This window comes from Rhodococcus sp. AD45-ID (genome assembly GCF_003023755.1).
In the GTDB taxonomy this organism is placed as follows: Bacteria; Actinomycetota; Actinomycetes; order Mycobacteriales; family Mycobacteriaceae; genus Rhodococcus_F; species Rhodococcus_F globerula.
Genome location: NZ_PYHL01000002.1, coordinates 756,177 through 771,354 on the forward strand (window position 1 = coordinate 756,177; position 15,178 = coordinate 771,354).

Below are 15,178 nucleotides of genomic sequence, written 5' to 3' on the forward strand. Positions count from 1 at the left end.
GAGAACGTGGTGTCGGTTGTCGGTAGTGGTTCTCCGGACCGGGCGAATGCCCTGTGGTTCCGGCGGACTTCGATCGACGGCCGCCCCGAACGTCAGTGACGTCCCGAAGCAGAGCTTCTGCAATTCAAGAGGGGGACGTCCCTCGGTGCGCAGTTTCCACCAGGAGGGTGGGAACGCCCGCGCGGGTACGGCGAAGACGAGAGGGAAGTGAAGAGAAAAAGATGACAGAGAATTCCGTAGTAGAGGTCGACGAAGGCGTGTTCGAATCCACCGCCGTGATCGACAACGGGTCCTTCGGTACCCGCACCATCCGTTTCGAGACCGGACGCCTTGCTCAGCAGGCCGCCGGTGCCGTCGTTGCCTACCTGGACGACGAGACCATGCTGCTGTCCGCCACGAGCGCCAGCAAGCACCCCAAGGAGCATTTCGACTTCTTCCCCCTGACGGTGGACGTCGAAGAGCGCATGTACGCAGCGGGCCGCATCCCCGGCTCGTTCTTCCGTCGCGAGGGACGTCCCTCCACCGACGCGATCTTGACCTGCCGCCTCATCGACCGGCCGCTGCGCCCGTCGTTCGTCGACGGTCTGCGTAACGAGATCCAGGTCGTCGTCACGGTCATGAGCCTCAACCCGCAGGATCTGTACGACGTCGTGGCTATCAACGCCGCATCCGCGTCGACGCAGATCGCGGGCTTGCCGTTCTCCGGTCCCGTCGGTGGCGTGCGTGTTGCACTCATCGTCTCCGAGGACAACAAGGCCGGCCAGTGGGTTGCATTCCCGACGGTCGATCAGCTCGAGAACGCCGTCTTCGACATGGTCGTCGCCGGCCGCGTCGTTTCCGGCAGCGGTGACAACGCCGACGTCGCGATCATGATGGTCGAGGCCGAGGCCACCGACAACGTCATCGCGAAGATCGCCGACGGCGCTCAGGCTCCCACCGAGACCATCGTCGCCGAAGGCCTCGAGGCTGCCAAGCCGTTCATCGCCCGTCTGTGCGCTGCGCAGGCAGCACTGGCATCCAAGGCTGCAAAGCCCACGGGTGACTACCCGGTCTTCCCGGCGTACCAGGACGACGTATTTGCTGCCGTCGAGGCTGCTGCGTCCGAAAAGCTCAATGCCGCACTGACAATCGCCGGCAAGCAGGAACGCGACGACAAGACCGACGAGGTCAAGGTCGAGGTTCTCGAGCAGGTTGCACCGAACTTCGAAGGCCGCGAGAAGGAACTGGGAGCAGCGTTCCGCTCGCTCACCAAGAAGCTGGTTCGCCAGCGCATCCTGCGCGATCAGTTCCGCATCGACGGCCGCGGCGTCACGGACATCCGTTCGCTGTCCGCCGAGGTTGCGATCATCCCGCGCGCACACGGTTCCGCACTGTTCGAGCGCGGCGAGACCCAGATCCTGGGTGTCACCACACTCGACATGGTCAAGATGGCTCAGCAGGTCGACTCGCTCGGCCCCGAGACCAGCAAGCGCTACATGCACCACTACAACTTCCCGCCGTACTCCACCGGTGAGACGGGTCGCGTCGGTTCGCCGAAGCGTCGCGAAATCGGTCACGGCGCACTTGCCGAGCGCGCACTCATGCCGGTTCTGCCCAGCGTCGAAGAGTTCCCGTACGCGATTCGCCAGGTCTCCGAGGCGCTGAGCTCCAACGGTTCCACCTCGATGGGCTCCGTGTGTGCTTCCACGCTTGCACTGCTCAACGCCGGTGTGCCGCTGAAGGCTCCGGTTGCCGGTATCGCCATGGGCCTCGTCTCCGACCAGGTCGACGGCGAAACCCGTTACGTGGCACTGACGGACATCCTCGGCGCCGAAGATGCTTTCGGTGACATGGACTTCAAGGTTGCCGGTACCAAGGACTTCGTCACGGCTCTGCAGCTGGACACGAAGCTCGACGGCATCCCGTCCAAGGTCCTCGCCGGCGCACTCGCGCAGGCCAAGGATGCTCGTACCACGATCCTCGAGGTCATGGCTGAGGCCATCGACACCCCGGACGAGATGAGCCCGTTTGCACCTCGCGTGACGGCCATCAAGGTCCCGGTCGACAAGATCGGCGAGGTCATCGGCCCCAAGGGCAAGATGATCAACTCCATCACCGAGCAGACCGGTGCCAACATCTCCATCGAAGACGACGGCACCGTGTTCGTCGGCGCCACCGATGGACCGTCTGCACAGGCCGCGATCGACATGATCAACGCCATTGCCAACCCGCAGCTCCCCAAGGTCGGCGAGCGGTTCCTGGGCACGGTCGTCAAGACCACCGCCTTCGGTGCCTTCGTCTCGCTCCTGCCGGGTCGCGACGGTTTGGTGCACATCTCCAAGCTGGGCAGTGGCAAGCGTATTGCCAAGGTCGAAGACGTGGTCAACGTCGGATCCAAGATCCGCGTCGAGATCGCAGATATCGATGCTCGTGGCAAGATCTCGCTGATCCCCGTGGAAGAGGGCAACGACGACGCTGCCGCTCCGGCTGCTGAAGAGGCTGCTTCCGAGTAGCACTTCTTCTCGGTTTGTTCGATGCGGCCCCGCGCGGATTTCCGTGCGGGGCCGCATCTGTACTGTCTGTAGACACATACTTTCCGGACCTGATCATTCTCCGCACCGAGGACTGCTGAACTTTTTCATGGCCAAGACCCCAGGCAAGACCACTGCCAAGACCTCAGGCACGACAACTGCCAAGAATGCTGCGAAGAAGACGCGCAGCCGCAGTACTGCACTCGCAACTCCGATCGACGCTCTTCCCGAATCCGGAGTCCAGCGGACAGTTCTGCCTGGCGGACTCCGCGTTGTCACGGAGTTCATCCCGGGTGTGCGCAGTGCGTCGGTCGGCGTCTGGGTCGGCGTCGGATCGCGTGACGAGCAGCCCAGTGTTGCCGGCGCGGCCCATTTCCTCGAGCACCTGCTGTTCAAGTCGACGCCGTCGCGGACAGCGCTCGACATCGCGCAGGTCATGGACGGAGTGGGCGGCGAACTCAATGCGTTCACGTCCAAGGAGCACACGTGCTTTTACGCGCATGTGATCGACGAAGATCTGCCGATGGCCGTGGATCTTGTCGCCGATGTCGTTTTGCGCGGCCGGTGCCGGTCCGCTGACGTCGATGTCGAGCGGCAAGTGGTCCTCGAAGAGATCGCGATGCGCGACGACGATCCGGAGGATCTCCTCGGCGACGCGTTTCTGACTGCTCTGTTCGGTGACCACCCGGTGGGTCGCCCCATCATCGGCAGCGTGGATTCCATCGAGTCGATGTCCCGCAATCAGTTGCATTCCTTCCACGTGCGTCGGTACACGCCGCAGCGGATGGTTCTTGCCGTCGCCGGAAACGTCGACCACAAGCAGGTCGTGACATTGGCGAAGCGCGCATTTGCCGGTCACCTCGAGCGTGGTGTGAAGCCGGCACCGCGCCGTGAAGGAACTTTGCGTCTGCGCACGATGCCGGAACTGAGTTTGACGCATCGTGACAGCGAGCAGGTTCATCTTGCGCTCGGTGTACGGGCTTTCGGCCGTCACGAAGGTCATCGGTGGGCGCTGTCCGTGCTCAATACCGCGGTGGGCGGCGGCTTGAGTTCGCGTCTGTTCCAAGAGATTCGGGAACAGCGTGGTTTGGCGTATTCCGTGTATTCCGGGGTGGACACCTTTGCGGACACGGGGGCGTTCTCGGTCTACGCGGGGTGCCAGCCGGAAAACCTGGGTGAGGTCACCACGGTGATCCGCGAGGTTCTCGCTCAGGTGGCCGCCGGCGGCATCACGGACGCGGAGATCGCGCGCTCCAAGGGTGCACTTCGGGGCAGTCTTGTTCTGTCACTGGAAGATTCGGGTTCGCGGATGAACCGTATCGGTCGCAGTGAACTCAACTACGGAAACCATCGCAGTGTCGCCCAGACATTGGCGTCCATCGACGCCGTCACTGCGGAAGAAGTTCTCGAAGTGGCACAGACTTTGCTGACACGGCCGTTTGCCGCCGCCGTGGTCGGTCCGTACAAACGTGTCCGGGATCTGCCGGCGTCAGTGCGTGGGATTGTTCGTTAGTCGGTAACCAGCGAAATCAGGGTGCGCAGTTGAAGATTCGTGGAGCAGTGCTCGAAGAAATCGGACGGAGCCGCCCGTACGCGTCGTCGATGCCGATCACGGTGTCGGAACTCGAACTTGATGCTCCCGGTCCCGGTGAGATCCTCGTGAGGATCGAGGCGGCCGGACTGTGTCACTCGGATCTCTCCGTCGTGGACGGCAATCGTGTTCGCCCGGTGCCGATGCTGCTGGGGCACGAAGCGGCCGGTCGGATCGAGCAGATCGGTGACGGCGTGGACGCCCTGCGTGTGGGGGATCGTGTTGTCATGACCTTCCTGCCTCGGTGCGGCGAGTGCGCCGGCTGCGCAACCGACGGCCGGATGCCGTGCACGGTGGGTAGCGCCGCAAACAACGACGGCAGTCTTCTCGGCGGTGCGCACCGACTGCAGCGCGACGGTGTGAGCGTCAAGCATCACTTGGGAGTATCCGGATTTGCCACGCACGCTGTCGTGAATGCCAAGTCGGTAGTGGCCGTGGACGACGACGTACCGGCGGATGTTGCAGCTGTGCTGGGCTGCGCAGTGCTGACCGGTGGCGGAGCGCTACTCAATGCGGCAAAGCCCCGTCCCACCGACACCGTGATGGTTGTCGGTTTGGGCGGCGTCGGTATGGCAGCAATTCTGACGGCCCGAGCGTTGGGTGTCGCGACGGTCATCGGCGTCGACGCGCTCGAGTCGAAGCTGGCTCAGGCACTCGAACTGGGCGCGACCGATGTCTTCACACCGTCCGGTTTGTCCGAGAGTGGTGTGCGCGCAGACATTGTGGTGGAAGCTGCGGGCAATGCTCGCGCGTTCGAGACTGCCGTGTCCGCCACGGCTGCGGGTGGCACCACTGTCACGGTGGGACTGCCCGCGCCGGACGCGCGTTCGTCGATTTCGCCGCTCGGACTGGTCGCGGAAGCTCGGACCGTCATCGGCAGCTATCTCGGCTCGGCAGTCCCGGCGCGTGACATCCCGATCTACGCGCAATTGTGGCGCGACGGAAAGCTACCGGTCGAGAAGCTCATCTCGTCAAGAATCGAGCTGAGCGACATCAATTCGGGGATGGACGAACTGGCGGACGGGAAAGCAATCCGACAGGTCATTATTTTCGACTCAGAGCACGACTGAACAGGGATTTTGTCGGGTGAGGGCATGGCCTCTCCGGCCGAATCGAGCACGCATAGCCCTCGCAGATCGTTATCCGATGTAACGCTTGTCCTGAACTGGACGACTACTCGAATGACGTTGCGTGACGCCCCGGGGGTCGGTCGTACGTTTTCCGAAAGTGGATTGGGGAGAAAATATGCCGGTTCGTGGGTTCTTTTCACGACATCGAATACTTGCGGGCGCACTGGCGCCTGCAGCGCTCGGCGTTGCAGCGCTGGTAGCTGTGGCGGTAGCCGTGGACTCACCGCAGTCCAGCACGATCGAGACGCAACTGACGTCGTCGGTCACCGAATGCCACGACATGGTGAGCATCGCAGTTGCCGGTCGGCACGACACTCCGGACGCGAACACGGTCAAGATGCTGCTCGGTGCGGACGGTAAGCCGCTGCCTGCCGCGCTGTCAGGCGATTACACGAGTGACCGCGTCGATCAGGTGATCAATCCGGCCGGTTCGGTCAACACGACCAAGCCCGGTTCGTATGCGGCCGTATATATCGCATACCCGGCAAACATGGCGTCGTACGAGGATGCCGTTGCCGCCGGCGCCGCAAACACCCAATCCGTGATGAGTGCGATCGCGAAGGAATGCCCCAAGACGCAGTTCTCGATCGTCGGGTACAGCGAGGGTGCTGACGTCGTCCGCCGTGTTGCCATGGACATCGGAAATCAGGAAAGCAACGAGTTCGGGGTAGACCCGGACAAGGTTGTCGGTGTGGTCATGCTCGCGGATGCGGGACGTGAAGAGGGAGACGGCACGTTCATCGGCGCCCAGAATCCGTTCACGAACCCAGACAATTTCGACACGAAGTACCAGAATGGCACGTCGGCAACCCCAGGTCAGGGCGTCCTCCCCGACACGGCGGGCAGCTTCGGCAAGCTGAACGGCAAAGTCGCCTCGTTCTGTTCCGACGGTGACTTCACCTGCTCGGCTCCGAGCAATATTTCGCTCCTTCTCCTGGCTGCGAACGTCGGACGCCAGCTGAACATCGACGATCTCGAATCCCAGGGACTCACCCCGACCACCGGTATCAACGTTGCCGTTGTGCTCGGTCAGATCGTCTTCGAAGCATTCAACGACATTTCATCCGATCCCGATTGGATGAAGGGTGACGAGACCTTCCTCCAGGTGATGCTGAAGGTATCGGATCCGGACTACAAGCCAGGTACGGCCACCACGGTGACCACTGTGGCCGACGAAGACTCGATTACCGCCGAGAAGGTCTCTCCGCTGGCGTACCTGCCGCAGAAGCTCTTCAAGGAGATCGTCGGACTGATCGCCACCAACCAGAACACGATCCCGGTGATCATGAGTGATCCGTACCAGATGACACTCGGCCCCGACGTCGGACATCACTTCGACTACTGGCGCGACGCCGATGCCGCGAACGGCAAGCCGTTGACTTCTGCGCAGTACGCAGCAGCGTGGCTTACATACCTGGCGCAGCAGGCCAAGGACGGTAAGCCCGTCGATACGACGGCAAAGCCCACGGCTGTAGAGCTTGCCGCTGCCGTCGACGCGTACATGGCTGACGACGCAGCCGAAGGCGATGTCGCTGCCGAAGGCACCGATAATCAGGCTCCCGCCGGAACCACGGGTTCGACGGACTCCGCCACCGCGCCGGGAACGTCGCCGGATGCTCCTGTCGCCGGATCTGTTTCCGAGACCTCAGGTGCAGTCGCAACACCGAGCGAATCGGTAGTGCCCACGACGGCTGCCGCAGTCACGAGTGCTCCGACATCGGAGACAGCGAGTTCAAGTGCGGCCGCCACTACCACCACCACGGTGACGTCTACGACGACCACATCCAAGGCGCCGACTCCGGGACAGTAGCCTCTCCCAGGCAAGCATCAGGCTGCGATCCGCATGTACATGCGGATCGCAGCCTTTTTCTATGCCACGGTTTTTCTACGCCACCGTTTTTCTAAGCCATGGCTCTGCCCTATCGTGGAATGTACGGTCCCTTCACATGTGAATTGCGGGTCTGCCGTGCATGAACTGTCGATTGCCCAGAGTGTGGTCGATGCCGTGTGCGACAAGGCAGGCGCGCGACGCGTATGCGGTGTGCGGCTCGAAGTGGGACGACTGTGTGCTGTTGTGCCTGATTCGCTGCTCTTCTGCTTCGACGTCGTGACCGCGGGTACTCAGGCCGAAGGCGCGAGTCTGCGCATCGACGAGATCGCGACGAGCGTGCGTTGCCGGGAATGCGGCGAGGTTTTCTCACCGCCGGACATGATCTTGCTCTGCCCCTGTGGCAGCGCCGACGTCGATATCCTCGCCGGGCGTGAACTACGGATATTGTCGATGGAAGTGAGCTGATCATGTGCGCAACGTGCGGCTGCGGTGAGGGCGCGGGGGTGCGAATCTCCGGTGAATCGGGGCACAGTCAGGATCATGAGCACCCGCACGACCACGAGCACCCGCATAGTCACGATCATTCACACAGTCACGAACATTCCCACAGCACGACCGTTGTTCTGGAACAACAGGTACTCGCCAAGAACGACGAAGTTGCCACCCGCAATCGCGAGTGGATGCGCCGGCGCCGGATTGCCGCACTCAATGTTATGAGTTCGCCGGGCGCGGGTAAGACAACGTTGCTGGTTCGCACGATCAACGACTTGCGCGGCCGATTTCCCGTTGCCGTCATCGAGGGCGACCAGGAGACTGCGCTCGATGCCGAGAGGATTCGGTCAACGGGATCTCCTGTCGTTCAGGTGAATACGGGTGCGGGTTGCCACCTGGATGCGGAAATGATCGATCGGGCTATTAACGTGAATCGGCCGCTCGACGATTCTCTACTCTTGATTGAAAATGTGGGAAATCTAGTGTGTCCCGCACTTTTTGACCTCGGCGAGGAAGGCAAGGTTGTCCTAATTTCTACGCCGGAGGGTGCCGACAAGCCGATGAAGTATCCGCATATCTTTGCCGTCGCGGACCTCGTCATCGTCAACAAGATCGATTTGCTTCCCTATGTGGAATTTGACGTCGAGGCATGCATCCGTCAGGCAAAATCGCTGAATCCTGCTGTGCGCGTTGTTGTTTTGTCGGCAACGACGGGTGAGGGTTTGTCGCAGTGGTATGACTGGATCGATTCTCGAATGGCGCTTTCCTGAGTTGTCGTTGACAACTGATCTGCTCGGGTACTTAATGAAATGAGTGGGTGCCACGTTGCGGGCCGAATATCGGCTCGGGTGGTGTTCGATACCGGCGGCAGGAATCCGGTGGAACCAGACCCGGTGTAGCAAGTGGTGCCGTCGCACACGTGAAAGCGGCTGATATGACTACTCAGAATGCGACTGCGGACACCGCAGCAGCGAAGGCGGAAGATACTCTCATCCATGTTCTGTGGATCAACGCCGGGCTCAGTTGTGACGGCGATTCGGTGGCGTTGACCGCGGCCACGCAGCCGAGCATCGAAGAAATTGCACTCGGTGCGCTGCCCGGCTTGCCCCAGGTTGCGGTGCATTGGCCACTGATCGACTTCGAGTGTGGGCCGGAGGGCGGCGCCGACGATTTCCTGGAATGGTTCTGGAAGGCGGATCGGGGTGAACTCGATCCGTTTGTCCTTGTCGTCGAAGGGTCGATCCCGAACGAGAAACTGCACGACGAGGGTTACTGGTGCGGTTTCGGCAACAACCGCGAGACGGGGCAACCGGTCACGACCAGTGAGTGGCTGGACAGGCTGACCCCCAAAGCGACTGCGGTTGTTGCTGTAGGCACGTGCGCGACATACGGCGGAATTCACGCCATGGCGGGAAATCCGACCGGCGCGATGGGCGTACCGGACTATCTGGGATGGACGTGGAAATCCAAGGCCGGTATCCCGATCGTCTGTGTGCCGGGATGCCCGATCCAACCGGACAATCTGTCGGAGACCCTGACCTATCTGTTGTACATGGCAACTGATCAAGCGCCGATGATTCCACTGGACGAGTCGCTGCGACCACAATGGCTGTTCGGTGCGACGGTGCACGAGGGCTGTGATCGCGGTGGCTACTACGAGCAAGGAGAGTTTGCCACCGAATACGGTTCGCCCAAGTGCATCGTGAAACTGGGCTGTTGGGGTCCGGTCGTGAAATGCAATGTGCCCAAACGTGGTTGGATCAACGGAGTGGGTGGATGCCCCAACGTTGGCGGCATCTGCATCGGGTGCACCATGCCGGGGTTCCCGGACAAATTCATGCCATTCATGGACGAACCACCCGGCGGCAAGCTTTCGTCCACCGCTGTGGGTATGTACGGCAGCGTGATTCACAGTCTGCGCCGGATCACCGGTCACACCTTGGACAAGGAACCGCATTGGCGCGAACGGGGTTCGAAGTTGCTCACCGGCGCCACTCGCACGTGGTGAACAACTCGAGATACATCGAAACTGGGAGGCACTGACATGACGGCCATCGTTCCCGAACCCACCTCTACCGCGGATCGTGACGGTCTGGTGGAGATGGCGTGGGATCCCATCACCCGCATCGTCGGAAGTCTGGGCATCTACACCAAGATCGACTTCGCGAACCGGGAAGTTGTGGAATGCCACAGCACGTCGTCGATCTTCCGCGGCTATTCCCTGTTCATGAAGGGGAAGGATCCGCGCGACGCGCATTTCATCACCAGTCGTATCTGCGGTATTTGTGGAGACAACCACGCGACGTGCTCGTGCTACACCCAGAACATGGCGTATGGCGTAAAACCACCGCATCTGGGCGAGTGGATAGTCAATCTCGGTGAAGCCGCAGAATACATGTTCGACCACAACATCTTTCAAGAGAATCTTGTTGCGGTCGACTACTGCGAGAAGATGGTGTCCGAGACCAATCCCGGTGTCCTGGCGCAGGCGGAGAACACCCGCTGCCGGCACGAGGATCAGCACGGTTACCGCACCATCGCCGACATCATGCGCACTCTCAATCCGTTCACCGGTGAGTTCTATCGTGAGGCCCTTCAGGTTTCACGCTCGACCCGTGAGATGTTCTGTCTGATGGAGGGCCGTCACGTTCATCCGTCGACGCTCTACCCGGGCGGCGTCGGAACAGTGGCCACCATCGAACTGATGACCGACTACATGACGCGGTTGATGCGCTACGTGGAGTTCATGAAGAAGGTCGTGCCCATGCACGACGATCTGTTCGACTTCTTCTACGAAGCCCTGCCCGGCTACGAGAAGGTAGGTCTGCGTCGGACTCTCCTCGGCTGCTGGGGGTCGTTCCAGGATCCGGAATTCTGTAATTTCGAGTACAAGGACATGACCGAGTGGGGACGCAAGATGTTCGTGACCCCCGGGATCGTGGTCGATGGCAAACTGATCACGACCGACCTGGTCGATATCAATCTCGGTATCCGAATCATGCTGGGCTCTTCGTATTACGAGGATTGGAAAGACCAGGAGATGTTTGTCGAGACCGACCCGCTCGGTAACGCGGTGGATCGGCGTCACCCCTGGAATCAGCACACCAACCCTCATCCGCAGAAGCGTGATCTGGAGGACAAGTACAGCTGGGTGATGTCGCCTCGATGGTTCGACGGCAAAGACAATCTTGCTCTCGATACCGGCGGCGGCGCACTCGCCCGCTTGTGGAGCACGGCGCTGGCGGAGTTGGTCGACATCGGCTACGTCAAGTCCACCGGACACAGCGTGCAGATCAATCTGCCCAAGACAGCGCTGAAGGGGCCGGTCACACTCGAGTGGCACATCCCCGAACACGGGAGCAACACGCTCGAAAGGAACCGTGCACGTACGTATTTCCAGGCATACGCGGCCGCATCGGCGTTACATTTTGCGGAGAAGGCTTTGGTGGAGATTCGCGCCGGCCGGACCAAGACGTGGGAATCGTTCGAAGTTCCGGACGAGGGTATCGGCTGCGGCTTCACCGAAGCCGTCCGCGGAGTTCTTTCCCACCACATGGTGATTCGGGACGGCAAGATTGCGAACTACCACCCGTACCCGCCAACTCCGTGGAACGCGAGCCCGCGTGACAGCTACGGCACTCCCGGGCCGTACGAGGATGCGGTGCAAGGTCAGCCGATCTTCGAGGAGAACGATCGGGACAATTTCAAGGGTATCGACATCATGCGCACAGTCCGCAGTTTCGACCCGTGCCTGCCGTGTGGCGTACACATGTATCTCGGTGGCGGTAAGACCATCGAGAAACTGCATTCGCCGACACAATCCGTGACGGGGGAGTAGCCCGTGGTGCACGGTGACAGGGAGCACGGTGACCGGGAGCGCGGTGAGAACGCGAGCGGTGCACCGCCTGGTGACTACTGGCGTGGAGCGGGCGAACGCATCGAAACTCTGTTGCAGGCCAGCGCAGGGGGCGGACCGGTAGCACGTGATCGTGCAGAGCAACTGGTGCGTGAAGTAGTGCAACTCTACGGCGCAGCTCTCGAACGCACTGTGCACCTTGCGGATTCCGCGATGGTGGATGAGATGACCCGTGACGACCTGATCTCGAGCCTTCTGCTCGTGCATGGCCTACATCCGCACGACGTGGAAACCCGCATACGTACGGCGCTGGACAGTGTGCGCCCGTACCTCGGGTCGCACGGCGGCGACGTCGAATTGATCGAGGTGACCGATGGTGTGGTGCGGTTGCGGCTGCTCGGCAGCTGCAACAGTTGTCCGTCGTCGTCCGTCACGCTCGAATCAGCCGTGCAGGACGCCGTGACGGCTGCGGCGCCCGAGACGAGCGGCATCGAGGTCGAGACCCCAACCGAACATGAGCCCAAAGCTGGTGTGATCTCGGCGCAGTCGCTGTTCTCGCACATCCACCACGACGCCGCCGGCCACTGGATCGGTGTGCCGGAGTTCGCCGAGGTCGGCGAAGGTGAGGTGGCAGGTTTTTGCGTCGAAGGCGCAGATCTGTTGGTATGCAGGCTCGGCGACACCCTGTACGCCTACCGCGATCACTGTCCGGTCTGTGATCGCTCGATGGCGGGGGCGATGCTGGAGCGAATGATGGGGCGACCCGCACGTAGCGGCGTGGTGCTGACCTGTCCGAACTGCGGCACTCACTACGACGTCCGAACTGCAGGCGCGCGCGTCGATGCCCGTGCCGGTGTTGATGCCGGGGCGGAACATCTTGCGCCCCTGCCGCTTCTGCCTCGCGACGGGATCCTGTCGGTGGCAGTGCCTGGCAGCGCTGCACCGGGAAGTTCAGCAGCTGACGTTCAGGTATCGGTGATGTAGTGGCAAAATCCACTGTGGGAGAGGTTCTCACGAGAATAGCGTCGGCGCGATCGGTACCAACCGGTCCGCGATGCGAGATGTGCGCGGTCGGCATCGGCGAGGACCATCAGCACGTCGTCGATGTCTCGGTGCGCGCCCTGATGTGCGTCTGTCGACCGTGTTACCTGCTTTTTGCCCCCGTGGACGCTGATCTGCGGTACAAGGCAGTTCCGGATCGATACGAGGAACTCGACGATTTCGAGCTGGGCCCTGGTCGATGGGAATCGCTGGAAATTCCGGTGAATCTGGCGTTCTTCTTCCGCAATTCCGTGTTGGACAAATTCATCGCGTTTTATCCCGGTCCGGCGGGGGCCACGGAATCCGAGCTACCCATCGATGCTTTCGAGGCGGTGCTGCGGGAGAATCCTCGAACGAGCACGATGCGAGCAGACGTCGAGGCCTTGATCGTTCACGTTGTTCCGGGCGAGGTGGCTCCCCGATGTTTCATTGTGCCGATCGACGCCTGTTACGAGTTGGTAGGGCGATTGCGGAAGGTGTGGCGCGGTTTCGACGGCGGCCAGGATGCGCACACCGAGATCGCGGAGTTCTTCCACAGAGTCGAGGAACGGTCGCGATGACCGCCTTGGAGTTCTCCGTCGTGGACATCATGGTCGACCCGTACGCGGTGACCCCCAATCTCGTAGTGAAACTGAAGATTTCGGAGTCCACCGGAACACCTGTCCGAGCGCTGGCCGTGCGAGCACAGGTTCGGATCGAACCACACCGACGGCCGTACTCCGCATCTGAAGAAGACGCGCTACTCGATTTGTTCGGTCGGCGTGAACGTTGGTCGAGTACGCTACGAACCTTCCTCTGGATGGAATGCTCGACGGTGGTCCAGGGGTTCTCAGGAGTCACGGTCGCCGATCTTCCTATGCCGTGTACGTACGACGTCGCGGTGACCGCATCCAAGTACATGCATGCCCTGCAGGACGGCACGGTGCCGGTAGTCGTGCTACTGAGCGGCACCGTCTTCACCGACGGCAGTCGCGGATTCTCGGTCGAGCAAATTCCGTGGGACAGATCGGCGTCGTACGAGATGCCGGTAGCCACGTGGAAGCACATGATCGAGACGCATTACCCGGGTTCGGGTTGGGTACGCCTCGATCATGACACGATTGCCGAACTCACCCGGTTCAAAGCCACACACGGTTACACCGACTTGGAATCCACGGTCGGCGCGCTCTTGGCGGGGATCGAGGTGCCGCAATGACACACACGGGTGTCGACCATGACGTTCGAGCCGTAGCCGACGCGATCCTGTACGAGGGGTACCTGCTCTACCCGTACCGGGCGAACTCGGGAAAGAACCAGTCACGCTGGCAGTTCGGTGTGCTCGGTCCACCGGGGGCATCAGAGTTGGGTGTCGGTGAGCAATCAGGGATGTCGGCCCAAGCCGTCGTGGCCGCGGATGCCGGCGATCTGCGTGTCACGTTGCGGTTTCTCCACCTTCAGCGCCGAACAGTCCAACGTCGTATCGATCCGGACGGCTGGGAGTCGGTGCATCACGTGACTTCCGGTGACCACGAATGGATTTCGTGGGACGAAGCAAGTGAATGTGAGATCGAGTCGGGTCCGCACCGGCTCACGGACCTTGGCGAAGGGCGAAGCCTGGCTTTCGAGGTTCCGGCCTTTTCGGAGATCGAACCGATCCTGGATGCGTCCGGCGCATCTATCGGTCGGATTGTGCGCACCCGGGCTGCGCTGTCCGGACTCGTTGATCTTTGGGCTGCGTCGGGGAGGCCGGATCAGGTTGTGCTGTCGATGGATGTTCGAAACACCACCGCGATCGTGGCCGTCGACAAGCATTCGGCGCCGGCGTATTCCATGCTCGGGGCGCATGTGATCATGCAGTGCGATACGCCGTCGTTCATCTCACTTTTCAGCGTGAATGACGAGCAGACACACGAATACCCGTTGATTCAAGATCGGTGCTATCCGGTGTTGGCCGGTACCCCGAATCCAGCGTTGCCGGACCGATCGACCACGGTTCTGGTATCGCCGATCATTCTGTACGACTTTCCCGTGATCGCGGGGCAAAGTGAAGGATCGCTGTTCGATTCCACCGAAATCGACGAGATCCTGTCACTGCGCATTCTGACGATGACGGACGAGGAGAAAGCGCAGGCGCGGGCGACAGATCCGAAAGCCGCCGAGATCATCGATCGCTGTGAGGCCCTGACACCCGAAGGGTTTGCCGACCTTCACGGAGTGCTTCGTGATCCTCATGCCGGGCAGGAAGACGGGCAGGGAAACTCGGCTCCCATGCTTCCCGAAGTGCCAGACGGTGTCGACTGGTGGTCGCCCGAGGCCGATACGAGGGTGTCGCCGCGAATCGACGGCATCTTGGTGGGCGGTGTGCGGATAGCCGGGGGAAGCACCGTACGCGTGCATCCGTCGCGGCGGGCCGACGCTCAGGACCTGTTTTTCGACGGCAAGCTCGCTCGCGTTGCCACCATCCACGAAGACGTGGACGGCGACATTCACGTAGGGGTGACGCTGCTCGACGATCCCGCGGCCGACCTGCACAACTGGTACGGCCGCTATCTGTATTTTGCTCCGGACGAGGTGGAACCGGTGCCCGGAGCGCAGACGCAGAGCAATCGAGAGGAGAACACACAATGAGGGGCATGGGAATGCTGTCGACGGTACTTCTCGGCGCAACAGCGATCGCTGCGGCCGTCGTGTTGGTGGTGTCGATGCCGGATATTCAACGGTATCTACGGATGCGAAAGATGTAGTCAC

The 15,178-nt window shown here is 61.5% G+C and carries 13 protein-coding genes; all 13 read left to right on the top strand.

Features of this window, described 5'->3' with window-relative positions; translation table 11 throughout:
• Positions 1–221 precede the first annotated feature (221 nt).
• The 13 genes from C7T36_RS19725 (at position 222) to C7T36_RS30805 (ending at position 15,174) form a co-directional block, all read left to right on the top strand.
• A complete protein-coding gene (locus C7T36_RS19725; RefSeq protein ID WP_033234900.1) occupies positions 222–2,492 on the top strand; it encodes a polyribonucleotide nucleotidyltransferase in 2,271 nt (756 codons plus the stop codon).
• A 127-nt stretch (positions 2,493–2,619) separates the two neighbouring features.
• The gene (locus C7T36_RS19730) at positions 2,620–4,023 is read left to right on the top strand and encodes a pitrilysin family protein (protein WP_230590176.1); all 1,404 of its coding nucleotides are present in this window, start codon (positions 2,620–2,622) and stop codon (positions 4,021–4,023) included.
• A 29-nt stretch (positions 4,024–4,052) separates the two neighbouring features.
• Positions 4,053–5,171 carry an alcohol dehydrogenase catalytic domain-containing protein gene (locus C7T36_RS19735; protein WP_045067302.1) on the top strand — a complete coding sequence of 373 codons (1,119 nt, stop codon included), beginning with the start codon at positions 4,053–4,055 and terminating at the stop codon, positions 5,169–5,171.
• Positions 5,172–5,346: 175 nt separating this feature from the next.
• On the top strand, positions 5,347–7,041 hold the full coding sequence (locus C7T36_RS19740) for a cutinase family protein (RefSeq protein ID WP_045067303.1): 1,695 nt from the start codon (positions 5,347–5,349) through the stop codon (positions 7,039–7,041).
• Positions 7,042–7,197: 156 nt separating this feature from the next.
• The gene (hypA, locus tag C7T36_RS19745) at positions 7,198–7,527 is read left to right on the top strand and encodes a hydrogenase maturation nickel metallochaperone HypA (RefSeq protein ID WP_045067304.1); all 330 of its coding nucleotides are present in this window, start codon (positions 7,198–7,200) and stop codon (positions 7,525–7,527) included.
• Between the two features lie 2 nt (positions 7,528–7,529).
• Positions 7,530–8,324 (top strand): hydrogenase nickel incorporation protein HypB, encoded by a 795-nt coding sequence (gene hypB, locus C7T36_RS19750; protein WP_045067305.1) that lies wholly within the window; start codon positions 7,530–7,532, stop codon positions 8,322–8,324.
• 164 nt (positions 8,325–8,488) lie between these two features.
• A complete protein-coding gene (locus tag C7T36_RS19755) occupies positions 8,489–9,562 on the top strand; it encodes a hydrogenase expression protein HypE (RefSeq protein ID WP_045067306.1) in 1,074 nt (357 codons plus the stop codon).
• A 36-nt stretch (positions 9,563–9,598) separates the two neighbouring features.
• On the top strand, positions 9,599–11,392 hold the full coding sequence (locus C7T36_RS19760) for a nickel-dependent hydrogenase large subunit (protein ID WP_045067307.1): 1,794 nt from the start codon (positions 9,599–9,601) through the stop codon (positions 11,390–11,392).
• Positions 11,393–11,503: 111 nt separating this feature from the next.
• The gene (locus C7T36_RS19765) at positions 11,504–12,394 is read left to right on the top strand and encodes a NifU family protein (protein WP_172935603.1); all 891 of its coding nucleotides are present in this window, start codon (positions 11,504–11,506) and stop codon (positions 12,392–12,394) included.
• A gap of 14 nt (positions 12,395–12,408) precedes the next feature.
• Positions 12,409–13,011, top strand: a complete 603-nt coding sequence (locus C7T36_RS19770) for a DUF5947 family protein (RefSeq protein WP_084702856.1) — start codon at positions 12,409–12,411, stop codon at positions 13,009–13,011.
• Entirely contained in the window at positions 13,008–13,646 is a 639-nt protein-coding gene (locus C7T36_RS19775) for a DUF6084 family protein (RefSeq protein WP_045067309.1), read from the top strand. The genes C7T36_RS19770 and C7T36_RS19775 overlap by 4 nt, the downstream gene beginning before the upstream one ends.
• Positions 13,643–15,058, top strand: coding sequence for a hypothetical protein (locus C7T36_RS19780; protein ID WP_045067311.1), 1,416 nt, complete (start codon positions 13,643–13,645; stop codon positions 15,056–15,058). Before C7T36_RS19775 ends, C7T36_RS19780 begins: the two co-directional genes overlap by 4 nt.
• Entirely contained in the window at positions 15,055–15,174 is a 120-nt protein-coding gene (locus C7T36_RS30805; protein ID WP_371851312.1) for a DUF6893 family small protein, read from the top strand. The genes C7T36_RS19780 and C7T36_RS30805 overlap by 4 nt, the downstream gene beginning before the upstream one ends.
• Positions 15,175–15,178 lie beyond the last annotated feature (4 nt).